Source organism: Sphingobium fluminis (assembly GCF_037723805.1).
Taxonomy (GTDB): Bacteria; Pseudomonadota; Alphaproteobacteria; order Sphingomonadales; family Sphingomonadaceae; genus Sphingobium.
In genome coordinates, this window is the sequence record NZ_JBBJUK010000004.1 from 63,215 (window position 1) to 74,785 (window position 11,571).

Sequence of the window (11,571 nt, forward strand, 5' to 3'; positions counted from 1 at the left end):
TGCGGACTCGTCCTAGACCCAATAATTGCACTAGTAAAGACATACGTTCACGATGGAATGTAAGTTTACATTAGTGCGTTATCGTACTATCATTCGACGTGGCGGGCAGGTAAAGCCGAGCTTCGCAGCGACAAGGTCATCACCAAAGAACGATGCCGGATGCGGCACGAACGGGCCGAGGGAGAGAATGCGTGGAACTGCTCAAGCGCCCGCTGGGCGACTATATCAGGCACCGTTTCGGCGATCAGGCCGAACTTTTGAGCGAGGAGAGATTCCCGCGAGGCTCCTCTCGCCTCACATATTTCGTCGAATATCGTCCCGCTTCGGGCGAGGAGCTAATCGCTGTGGTCTTTCGCGGCGACTTTCAGGGCGGCTCGACGATCCATACGTCGCTTGAGCAGGAATATTATATGTATGATCGTCTTTCGGCGACCGATGTCCCGGTCGCGAAGGTGATCGCGTGGGAAGATGATCCGGACTGGGCGGACCGCCCTTTCTACATTCGTGAGCAGATCGAGGGCAACTGGGTCGTTCCGCATTTCGACGATCCCGATCCGCGGTTCGACGATCTGCGGATCGCAATCTGCAAGGAACATCTGCGCAAGATTGCGATAGTACATAAGGTGGACTGGAAGGCGCTGGGCCTGGACGAACGCCTCGCACCGCCGCCCGATCGGGAAAGTGCCGGCCGCCATTTCCTCGAAAGGGCATTGGCCAATCTGCGCGAATATCAGCGCGAGCCCATGCCGGTTCTGAACGAGGCGGTCGCCATTTTCCGTCGCGGTTCTCCACCCGCCCCCGTCATCGCCCTGTGCAAGGGCACCAATGGCATCGGTGAAGAGGTGTTCAATGACGGCCAGATCGTGGCGATGAGCGACTGGGAAGAAGCGTCGATCGGCGATCCGGCTGCCGATTTCGCGAGCATGCAGAGTATGTATCCAGTGATCATGCGCGATGGCGAGCCGATTTGGGGCCTGCAACATGCCATCGACTATTATAACGAAGTGTCGGGCCATGGCGTGACCAGAGCGAATGTCGATTATTATCTGAGCCTGCGGACGCTGGGGTCCATTCTATATGGCCAGAAGAGCGCAGTGATCATGCATGAGGGCAAAGCCGACATTCGCCAGGGCTGGACCGGCACGGAAGTATTCTACCTGATGAAACGTATGAATGGTGCGGTAGCGGGATTATGCGACCCGATCGACCCCAACTGGTTCGCCGAACTGAACGAGACCGTCATATGAAAGCGCTGCTGACACCCACCGCCACCGAGACCGTGCGCAACGTGCGTCAGGCGCTGGAGGACTGGATTCGTCCGGCGACCGAAGGGTCGAGCGCCAGCAGCTATGCGACGACCGCCATCGTCTTGTGCCGCCATGTCGAAATCCGGCTGGAGCAGGAAGGACAGCAGCTATTCGACGAGATTGCACGACTGCATGTCCTGCTTGCAAGGGCGGCCGATGTCATGGCGTCGCATCCGCACGGAGCGCGACTGGTTCCCGGCCTCCGCCGCGTGCTGAGTGAGAAGCGGGATCCGTCCATCTATCCTTCGCTGAGCCTGACCAGCGAAGACGTCGCCCGGCTCCGCCAGCATGTCTGCGACATTCAGGAGATCATCATCCCGGAAGACGAAGCGGGCAAGGCCCTGCCCGAAGTGAAAGCCCTGCGCGCCGAGATCCGCCACTATATCGGCTGGCAGCTGGAACAGCAGCAGAAGATCGTCGAGTCGGCCTTTCGGGGCAATGGCCCCAGACGCTGAGCGATATGCGCGGAGAGCGGGAATGATGGAGATACTGGCGGGGCGAGTTGCGCTGGTGACGGGCGGGGGCAAGGGCATCGGCCGTGCAACCTGCGAGAAGCTGGCGGCGGAAGGGGCGCGCGTTCTGGTCGTCACGCGCAGCGCCGCAGCGGGCGAGGCAACACTCGAAGCAATCCGCGCCGCCGGGGGTGATGCCGATCTCGCCGCCATCGAACTGGGGTCTCCTGACGCCGCGAGGGCGGCGGTCGAGGCTGTTAGGGCGCGGTATGGCGCGCTCGATATCCTCATCCACAACGCCGCCTATATTCCCTACGGCCCCATCGGCGACCTGCCCGAAGAGGAGTGGCGAAAGGCGATGGCGGTCGGGCCGGACACCGCTTTCCATCTCCTCAAGGCCGCTCTGCCGATGCTGCGGGCCAGCCGGCATGGTCGAGCGATCTTCGTTTCTTCCCTAGCGGCAGGGCGAAGCGTATCGCGCAACCTCGCCGCCTATGGTGCCGCGAAAGGCGCGATCGAGGCCTTTGTGAAAGCAGCGGCGATGGAACTCATGGCCGAGGGCGTTACGGTCAACGCGGTCGCGCCCGGCGGCACCATGTCCGACGCCGTCAGAACGCAGATGAGCGCGCAGACCATCGCCCGGCTTGCCTCTGTCCTGCCCGCCCGGCGATTGGCGGAGTGCGCCGAGCTTGCCGACGTCATCGCCTTCGTCGCCTCCGACGCGGCGCGCTTCATCACGGGACAATCGATCTGCGTCGACGGCGGGCAGTCCCTCGGCATGGACATTGTGCTCGACGGATGAATCTTGCTGAGCAGTACGCCGCTTTGAGTAGTGTCCTGCGGATCGAGCACCGTGCCCGCGCCGATTATGGCGCGATCGCCAAACCGGCGCGCCAGCCGCGCTATGCTGACAAGAGGATCGGGCGAGTTCAGCGGCACCTCAATGATCCGGATACCGGCGTCGACAAGCGCGTCACCAACGGCATCCGCCTCCTCCGGGCGAATGCCACGCACGATGGCGATGAGCGGGCAGGCTATGAAATATACATCTGGAACGATCGCGGTGCGGCCGGCCTCCGCCCATAGCAACCGCTCGGTGAGGTCGGGCAATTGCGGGGCATGGCACATAGGGCGCCTCCATCCAGCCGCGGTTCGACCCTATCATTCCCGCGAGCAGCATCGGCATGGCGCCGCCACGCGTCCGTCCCGTTCCGAGGAGTTCGCCTTTCCATTCTCGCTTTACCTCAAAGCACCAACGGACATGCTTGGCGAAGATGTTCGATGTCTCTACGCATGAGCGGGTGAGCCGATCCGCTTTACCTGAAGCAAGTTGCGTCGGGGCAGCCCAGGCCGTGCTTGGCGAAGCACCGACATTGGTCGCCGAGGAGGGTGCGCTTTACTAGCTCGACATTAAGGGACTGTCGCTGAACCGCTACGATCCGGCGACCGGTGACACTGCGAAGTGGCCGACGCCGTTCCGGATCACCGCCTCGGCCTCGAGCTGCTTCCGCAAGTCCGGCCGCCACGCGTAAACCTGCGAGGGAACCAGCCCATACCGGCGCGCCACGGCACTGACGCCTCGCGGCCCGAATAGCACTCCGCGACAATCGAAGCCTTCACTTCGGGCGGCCACTCCCGCCGCTTGCCCGCTCCCGTGAATATCTCAAACCGCCGCGCGCCCCTGATCACAGGATCATCATCCGAGATTATCATAGTAGCAGCACACCCCCACCCTATCAGGACGCAGACACCCGGCCCTGCCCTTCAACCTTGCAAAGTGGAGCCGAGGCTCCGCTTACAAATATGTGGCGGAATGGTCGTATCCTTTATCACGGCCCCCAGCGATAACGCCACGCCGGCACATCGCAGCCGTAACGCCAGAGCCGACACAAAAAACCCACGGCACCTGTACCAGTGCCGTGGGTTTTGGTTTTCCCGGCTTGAAAAGCCGGGTGTCGGATCACTCGTTAGAAGCTATATTCCATACGCAAACCATAGGTCCGCGGCCTGGCAGCGTTTTGGTAAACGCCAAAGGTCGTGTCGGTCTGGATGAAAGAGACATACTTCTTGTTGAAGACGTTAACCGCGTAGAAGCCAATCCGCAGATTCTGCCCTGGAGGACTGATATAACCGGACGCATTTACGAGGAAGCGGCTCCCATCACGGTCGGCCTGCAATTCGCCGCCGGCACCGGGCGTGTAAAGGACGGACGAGCGATACTGGGCGATACCCGAAAGCGATCCGGTCCACGAGCCGATCGGGAATTCGTAGCTCGCATTGAACGAACCCGACCAATCGGGTGCCTGTGGGGCCTGGGTGCCGGTGAGATCGGTGAAGCAACGGCTGAGCGTCGGCACCGGCGCGACCGCGGCAGGATTGTAGCAGGCGATCGCGGCATTGAGATAGGGCTTGAACCGGGCATGCTGCCATGCGCCGGTGAGGCCAAGCGTCAGGCCCTCGGTAGGCACGATCTGCGCCTCCACCTCGATACCGTAATTCTCCAGCGCGCCAGCATTTTGCGTCTTGGTGCCGCCCGATGCGAGATCGACCGTCTGGGTCTGAAGATTCTTGTTCTTGAAGTAGAAAGCGGCCGCATTCAGGCGAACCCGGTTATCGAACAGCGACTGCTTGACGCCGACTTCGTGGCTGAAAATCTTTTCAGCCTTCACAGCCTCGATCGGGGCGAAGATCGGCCCCGGAAAGCCGCCGGCCTTGAAGCCGCGCGTGAAGCTGTAATACACATTGGTCGGGCCGTTATTCCACGCAAGGACGAAGCGCGGGGTGAAGGCACGCTGGGCGCTGCTCAGATCGAATTCGCCGCCGCTCGTGAAGCGGACGTGCGCGGAGCGTTCTTCATAGGTGTAGCGGCCACCGACCGTCGCCTTGATCTGCTCATTAACCTGAAAATATGCCTCGGCGAACGCAGCGAAAGATTTCGTCTTGGCGGTGTTGTCGGCGCCGAATGCAGTTTCGGGGGTAAGGCCGGCGCCGCCCAGACCCAGGGCTGGATCACCCACGAAGCGGGTATTGAAAATGCCCTTATCATCCAGATAGCTGAGGCCAAACAGATAGTTGAACATGCCGTCCAGCTTGGAGCTGACAATCAGATCCTGGGTGTAGGACCGGCCGCCGGACCTGGGCACGGAAAATTCGAAACCGGGCAGTTTCGTCAGATCGGCATCACCGGCGCTGTCGACGGTCTTCTGCTTGCGAAAGGTCGTCGTGCTGCTCAGTTCAAAGCTATCGAAATCGAAGCTCATCTTGAGATTGGCGCCGTAGAATTTGGTTCTGACCGGCTGCGTCAGGACGACAGATTCGGTTTTGAACAGGTCGGAGGCATTGGGCCCCACCGACCCTGGAAAGAGAACGCAAGCATAGCAGGTGTTGTCATTGCGCGCCAGCGACTGGAGCGGCCCGAGGCGATAGGCGGTGTCATAATATTCGCCGCCCAGAACGATGTCGGCAATGCCCGGGGTCCAGCGCAATTTCGCACGGGCGCTATATGTCCGTCCGCCGCCGGCTTCACCGCCGGTGATCAGGTTGCGAACATAGCCGCCATCATGCTTGTAGGTCGCGCTCGCACGGAAAGCGAGATCCTCGCCCAGCGGAATATTGATCATACCGTTCAACTGCTGGTGATCGATATTGCCATATTCGGCGCGGACGCGGCCTTCGAACTTGTTCGTAGGATCGGCGCTGTTGACGATGATGACGCCGCCGGTGGCGTTGCGGCCATACAGCGTGCCCTGCGGGCCGCGCAGCACCTGGATGCTGCCTATGTCGAAATTGTCGACGATTTCGTTCACGGTCAGGGTGCGCGTCAGATAGGCGCCATCCTCATAGACCGCCACGGGCGCTTCCAGGCCAACCGATACGAAATCCGCGCCGATGCCGCGAATACGTGCGGTGAAAAAGCCGTTCGTGGTCGTGAAACTCGCGCCGGGCGTGACAGCGGCGATGTCTTTAATTTCGGTGAGGCCGAGGCTTTGGACAGCTTCGGCCGTTACCGCAGTCACCGCGATTGGCGTTTGCTGGAGATTTTCCGACCGGCGCTGGGCGGTGACGATGATTTCGCCGATACCGCTGTCCGCCGCAGGTGTGGCAGTAGTGCTCGCTGACGACTGCGCGTAGCATGTGGACGAGAGCATCGCGCTCAGCGCTATGGATACGGGTCCTAATTTCCTCATGGATCTCTCCCAAACTCTTTTCAGCATTGCTTGCATAAGCATCAATATTAGCGCGGCCACCCGGCGCCTGTGAAACGGGCGGCCTCTAGGATGGAGTACCGACTCCCTATTGCCATGCCTGATTGTCTGCAAGATATTAGAAAGCGATCCAGCATCAATGTTTTCAACTGTTGCATAAAAGCATCCTAGCCGGAGCCTCTGCGGGTTTCACGAGCATTGCCTGCCGTCTACTAAAGGATCTAATGTGAGCTTGCAGCCGCGCAGATGACGCCCTTGCACGAATTACAATCGCTTGACGGGCATGGGGGCGCTAGTATTTAGTAGCAGCAGACTAGGCATGCGCACGAACGGAGAAGTCGTGCCGCATGGGCCAAGGAGAAGCCCTGATGGACGCATCTGAATTGTTACGAGCTGCTGCGGCGCAGACCGGCCTGAATGATTTCGGACCTGACGACTTCCGTGACGGCTTTTTCATGCTGGTCGACGCGATCAATCGCGAGGCAGACATTCGTGAAAAATGCCAGGCTAAGTTACAGGAAAAATTCCTGAACCTGCTGACGCAGCGGCTTTGGTTTGCCGAGGATCTTAAGGCCCATCCTGAAATCGCGCAGGAACGTATCAGGGCGCCCCTTATCATCCTGTCCCTGCCCCGTACCGGCAGCACGAAATTGCATCGGGTCCTCGGTGCCACGGGCGACTTTCAGACGCTCAACTTCTGGCAAACGATGAAGTTCGCGCGCGTCCCCGGCGCGCCGCGGGGAGGCACCTCCCAACGAATTGCCGAGGCCAGGGATTATGAGGCATGGATGTACGAGCAGTCGCCGGACATGCTCATGGGTCATCCCCTCCATGCTGAAGAACCCGAGGAGGAATGCTATCTGATGGAGGCGACCTATCGCCATCCAACCATATTCGGTCATTATGACGTGCCATCATTTGCGGCGTGGATTGCCGAAGCGGACTTGAAACCCGCTTATGACTACCTCGTTTCCGTCATCAAATATCTGCAATGGCAAAATGGATCGCCTTCCAAGCCCTGGCTGTTCAAAGATCCCAATCATCTCGGCCAGGAAGATTATTTGACGGCGGCCTATGAGAACCCGCGGTTCATCGTCACGCATCGCGATCCGGTCAAATGTGTCCCCTCGGTGACGAGTACGGTCATGGCGAGTAGGGGCATCTGGTCCGATCTCGACAACAGGCACCTATTCGCCTCGAAGATGCTTGGCCATTTATCATCCGCGACGGACCGGCATATGGAATGGCGCACGCGCAACCCTCATATCGAAGTGCTCGATCTTGCCTTTAGCGAGGTGGTGAAGGACGGTCAGTCGGCGGCACGCAAAGTATATGAATTTGCCGGCCTCAAACTGACTCAGCGCGCGCTGGCGGGCATACGTGGATGGGAAGCTGAAAATCCCAAGGAAAAGCATGGGGAAGCCAAATATTCCGCCGAGGAGGTAGGCAGCACGGACGAAGAAATTCGACGCACTTTCTCTCGGTACACCGGCGCATTCAGCGACTATATCTGATATTTATGTTATGAAACTGTTTTAGGAGATCTTTCATGGTGAACTATGCTTTCAATCCAGAAGATCACCCGGATGAGTGGAGCCTCGACTACAGCAAGCGGGACCATGAAATCGTCGATTACCAATATTATGAGCTGGAGGGTATTCCCGGCATCCAGTTTCGTGGCCCCCCTCTGGCTGATGACGTACTCGCGAGCGGCAATTACTTCACGTGCCTCGGCGGCGCCCAGGCCAATGGGATATTTGTGGAACGGACATTTGGCGATATCCTTTCCGACCGCATCGGCCTGCCCGTCCTGAACCTGAGCGTGGGTGGCGGTGGCGCTGGCTTCTACTTACAGGCTCCGGGGCTCCTTGACCTTGTGAACAAGGGGCGCTTTACGATCGTTCAGGCGATGACGGCGCGGACCGAGCCCAATAGCCGTTACGGCCCCTATGGCTTTGTGGAAGCGTTACTTGACCTCAAGACGGGCCAACAGATTTCCACCATGGAAGCGTGGACGCACGTCTTCAATAACGAGCCGGAAAACGCCCCCAAATATGTGGCGGAAAGTTTGGACAATTGGGTAAGCCGCTATCGCGAGCTCGCCGAAAAAATCCGTGTCCCGAAAATTCTCTTCTATTTTTCGGACAAGGATCTGAACACGCCTGTAGATTTTAGTGCATCCGATATGCTGAGCATATTAGGGAAATTCCCGCAGTTCGTTGACGCGCCAAGCATGGATAAGGTTCGGCCGCTCTTCGATGCTTATGTCGAATGCAGAAGCATGCGGAATTACGGCTATCCGCTCGTCAGCCGCTTTACGGGCGAACCGGTCGAGGTCGACGGCGGCACGATGGCCGCCTACGCTAAAGGCATGAAGTGGAGCACCAACCATTATTACCCGTCGCCTGAAATGCATGAAGACGCTGCTGATGCCCTTGCGGAAGCCGTGCCTGACCTGAACTGGCAAAAATAGGCGCTTCGCGAGTCTGTCGACCGGATCTGAACGACTATTCCACGATCGAGATAATGATATTGGGTTTCAGCCCGAACAGGGCCGCAATGAGAGGGATCGCCAGATGCATAAGCTGATGATGTTCATGAAGCGCAAAGACGATATTTCCTTTGAAGACTTTCGCGCTCATTACGAGAATATCCACATCCCCACGGTCGCTAAATGGGTGGGACATTTGTTCACGGAGTCGCGACGCTACTACCCGCAGGGACACATGAACTTCTACGTCGGCCGGCCCGATGCTGACGCCTCTCCGGAAGATGATGGTGGCGTGGATTATGATGCGGTGTCGGTTTACACCATTAGGGATGAGGCAGCGCTGGAGGAGTTGATGCGCATTGCCGCGAATCCCGAATTCACGCATTGGGTCACGCAAGACGAAGCGAATTTCGTCGATCGCGCCCGCTCACGGCAGACGCTTACCGAGGAAATGACGAGCGCCGGCATGAGCTGATCGGGGGAAGTTTTTTGCCGCATCACGGGACCTACTTGCCGTTAGAGCATTTTTCGATTCTCAAACCTTTACCGTGACATATGTCGTTCATGATCACGAGGCGCGCAAAGCGGCCATCATCGACAGCGTCCTGACCTATGATGCCGCTTCGGGTCGCACGGAAGCGCATGGCGCCGACCTGATCATCGCTTACGCGCGGGAAAAGGCCTGACGGTCGAATGGCACCTGGAAACACATACCCACGCCGATCATCTGTCGGCCGCTCCTTACCTTCAACAGAAGCTGGGCGGAAAAATCGCGATCGGCTCTCATATCTGCGATGTACAGCAAACTTTCGGCGACCTGTCTAATAGGCGGTGAGTTCCGACGCCACGGCCGACTTCGATCATTTGTGGGATGATAGCGACGGCTTCGCTATCGCGAGCGTGCCCGTCACCCTATTGCATGTGCCGGGACATACGCCTGCCTGCGCCGCCTATGTCATGGGCGACGCGGCCTTGGTGGGCGATACCATGTTCATGCCTCACTATGGTACGGTCCGTAGACTTCCCCGGCGGTGACGCACGAACCTTGTTTCGCTCTCTTCGGCGGCTGCTCAACCTTCCCTCAGAAACGCGACTGTTCATGTGCCATGATTATCTGCCAGCTGGCCGAGACCAATATGCCTGGGAAACGACCGTTGGGACCAGCGCCGTGCAAATGTGCATGCGCGCCACGGCGTGAGTGAAGAGGACGTTGTCGAGATGCGTGAAAGCCGCGACCGAACGCTCGCTATGCCGCGTCTGATTTTGCCGTCCGTTCAGGTCAATATGCGTGCGTGCCATTTTCCCGCTCCGCAGGATAATGGCGTCGTCTATCTGAAAATCCCTTTGAACCAGCTCTGATTACCGCCTACCCGGCATCACGTGACATCAGTCAGGCCAACATTCGCGCCGGCCAGAGGACTATGAGCGCCGACCTTGGTCGGCAGCCTTATGTGTGGCCTTGAATACCGCCAGTTGATCGGCAAAGGCGCGCTGATAGGCCGGGCGCGCTTCGCCGCGAGCGACATAGGCGGCAAGAGCGGGATAATGTTGCAGCATGTTGGAACTACCCAACCTGCGCAGCACAGTCACCATCAACAGGTCCCCAACGCTAAACGCTCGGTCGAGCCATTCGGCATCGCCGAGCCGGTCGGACAATTCCCTCAACCGGGCATGAACCCGATCGTCGAGGACGGGCATGCGATCGGCATACCAGCTTTTTTCGCCATCCAGCAGAACCGCCATCGAGCGTTCCACGATCGGCGGCTCGACCGTGTTGAGCGCGGCGAACATCCAGGCGATCGCCCTTGCCCGAGCATCCTGATCATCGGGTAGCAGTCCTGCATGATGCTGCGCGATGTGGAGCAGGATCGCGCCTGATTCGAACAGGACGAGATCCCCATCCAGATAGGCAGGGATTTGTCCGAAGGGCTGAAGTTTTCGGTAGGCTGGCTGTTTCATCTCTTCGAAGGAAACAAGATGGACATCATAGGGTTGTCCAACCTCCTCGAGCGCCCAGCGTACCCGCATGTCGCGCGCCAGGCCCCTGCCGCGATCGGGAGAGTGAGCGAATGCGGTGATCGTGACGGTCATCATGAAGCTCCAGGCGATATGATGCACCAGAAAGTCGTCATTTCCCAGCCAAAACCCGTTTCACCGGTAGACCTGACTGGCCGTCCGACCTGGCGGCAGGTAGTTTGCCGATCATTTCCGTTTGCCGGAGGCAGGCCCCGAGATGCGGTCGAGTGCGCGACGTTCCGACGGCGTCGCGCTGTTGTAGCTTTCCTCGGCCACCAGTCTGCGCCATCGATCCAGCCGGCCCGGCGTGATCGTTCCATCGGCAAGGGCCGCCCTGACGGCGCAACCCGGTTCGACCTCGTGCGCGCAATTGGAAAAGCGGCAATGCTCCGCCATCCCGACGATGTCGTCGAAAACCTCGGCAATGCCCGACGCCGCATCCGTCAGTTGCAGTTCGCGCATGCCGGGCGTGTCGAGGAGCCAGCCTCCGCGGTCCAGCCGGTGCATCTCCCGGACTGTGGTCGTATGGCGTCCGGTGTCGTCCCCCTTGCGGATCGCCTGCGTGGCAATGCTGTCGGACCCCCGAAGCGTGTTGACGAGCGTCGATTTGCCGACGCCCGATGACCCGAGGAGCGCGACGGTCTGCCCCCTGCCGCACCAGATAGCAAGGCCCGCGACACTGGCGGGATCGCGGCCGTCGACGGCTTCCACCAACAGCCCCTGCTCCAGGTCGCGCGCTGCGGCGACGAATGTTTCCAGCCTGTCGGTCAGGTCCGTCTTGGTCAGGACGACGACCGGCCTCACGCCGACCTCACGAGCCAGAATCAGGTATCGCTCCAGCCGCGCCTCGCTGAAATCCTGATTGCAGGAGGCCACGATGAAGAGCGTGTCGACATTGGCCGCGATCAGCTGCGTTTTCTGATCGGGGCCCGGTGCGCGCCGTTTGAAGAGATTTTGGCGCTCGAGAAGCCGCCGGACTTCCAGCGTCTGCCCGTCGATCATCAGCCAGTCGCCCACCGTAGGACGGTCTTCCGCCGCGCCCGTTTCGGACATGGGAGGTTCTATGGAATGGGTTGCCCCCGCCCCCGCCCCCGCGACGA

Annotated in this window: 10 protein-coding genes and 2 pseudogenes; 7 read left to right on the forward strand and 5 right to left on the reverse strand. The window is 59.6% G+C overall.

Annotated features, from left to right (window positions below; genetic code table 11):
* Window positions 1–191 precede the first annotated feature (191 nt).
* Genes WG907_RS12335 through WG907_RS12345 form a run of 3 tightly spaced genes read left to right on the forward strand, consistent with a single transcriptional unit; the run spans window position 192 to window position 2,561 of the window.
* The gene (locus WG907_RS12335) at window positions 192–1,247 is read left to right on the forward strand and encodes a phosphotransferase family protein (RefSeq protein WP_340233175.1); all 1,056 of its coding nucleotides are present in this window, start codon (window positions 192–194) and stop codon (window positions 1,245–1,247) included.
* A complete protein-coding gene (locus WG907_RS12340) occupies window positions 1,244–1,762 on the forward strand; it encodes a hypothetical protein (RefSeq protein WP_340233177.1) in 519 nt (172 codons plus the stop codon). Before WG907_RS12335 ends, WG907_RS12340 begins: the two co-directional genes overlap by 4 nt.
* A gap of 22 nt (window positions 1,763–1,784) precedes the next feature.
* Entirely contained in the window at window positions 1,785–2,561 is a 777-nt protein-coding gene (locus WG907_RS12345) for an SDR family NAD(P)-dependent oxidoreductase (protein ID WP_340233179.1), read from the forward strand.
* A gap of 86 nt (window positions 2,562–2,647) precedes the next feature.
* Here WG907_RS12345 and WG907_RS18220 read toward each other — a convergent pair.
* From WG907_RS18220 to WG907_RS12360, 3 genes and pseudogenes are all read right to left on the reverse strand, one after another.
* Window positions 2,648–2,773: pseudogene (locus WG907_RS18220) on the reverse strand (2-dehydro-3-deoxy-6-phosphogalactonate aldolase); the annotation flags it as partial.
* Complete coding sequence (locus tag WG907_RS12355; protein ID WP_522012758.1) at window positions 2,733–3,035, reverse strand: 2-dehydro-3-deoxygalactonokinase; 303 nt, start codon at window positions 3,033–3,035, stop codon at window positions 2,733–2,735. The gene WG907_RS12355 and the pseudogene WG907_RS18220, both read right to left, overlap by 41 nt.
* Window positions 3,036–3,726: 691 nt before the next feature.
* Window positions 3,727–5,946 (reverse strand): TonB-dependent receptor, encoded by a 2,220-nt coding sequence (locus WG907_RS12360; protein WP_340233182.1) that lies wholly within the window; start codon window positions 5,944–5,946, stop codon window positions 3,727–3,729.
* 386 nt (window positions 5,947–6,332) lie between these two features.
* Between WG907_RS12360 and WG907_RS12365 the strand changes: the two genes are divergently transcribed.
* The 4 genes and pseudogenes from WG907_RS12365 (at window position 6,333) to WG907_RS12380 (ending at window position 9,814) form a co-directional block, all read left to right on the forward strand.
* Window positions 6,333–7,478 (forward strand): sulfotransferase family protein, encoded by a 1,146-nt coding sequence (locus tag WG907_RS12365; RefSeq protein WP_340233183.1) that lies wholly within the window; start codon window positions 6,333–6,335, stop codon window positions 7,476–7,478.
* Window positions 7,479–7,513: 35 nt separating this feature from the next.
* Complete coding sequence (locus WG907_RS12370; protein ID WP_340233184.1) at window positions 7,514–8,437, forward strand: DUF6473 family protein; 924 nt, start codon at window positions 7,514–7,516, stop codon at window positions 8,435–8,437.
* A 103-nt stretch (window positions 8,438–8,540) separates the two neighbouring features.
* Window positions 8,541–8,930, forward strand: coding sequence for an EthD domain-containing protein (locus WG907_RS12375; protein ID WP_340233186.1), 390 nt, complete (start codon window positions 8,541–8,543; stop codon window positions 8,928–8,930).
* A 73-nt stretch (window positions 8,931–9,003) separates the two neighbouring features.
* Window positions 9,004–9,814, forward strand: a pseudogene (locus WG907_RS12380) (MBL fold metallo-hydrolase).
* Between the two features lie 60 nt (window positions 9,815–9,874).
* Here WG907_RS12380 and WG907_RS12385 read toward each other — a convergent pair.
* Window positions 9,875–10,546, reverse strand: a complete 672-nt coding sequence (locus tag WG907_RS12385) for a glutathione S-transferase family protein (protein ID WP_340233187.1) — start codon at window positions 10,544–10,546, stop codon at window positions 9,875–9,877.
* Between the two features lie 111 nt (window positions 10,547–10,657).
* On the reverse strand, window positions 10,658–11,524 hold the full coding sequence (rsgA, locus tag WG907_RS12390) for a ribosome small subunit-dependent GTPase A (RefSeq protein ID WP_445326812.1): 867 nt from the start codon (window positions 11,522–11,524) through the stop codon (window positions 10,658–10,660).
* Window positions 11,525–11,571 lie beyond the last annotated feature (47 nt).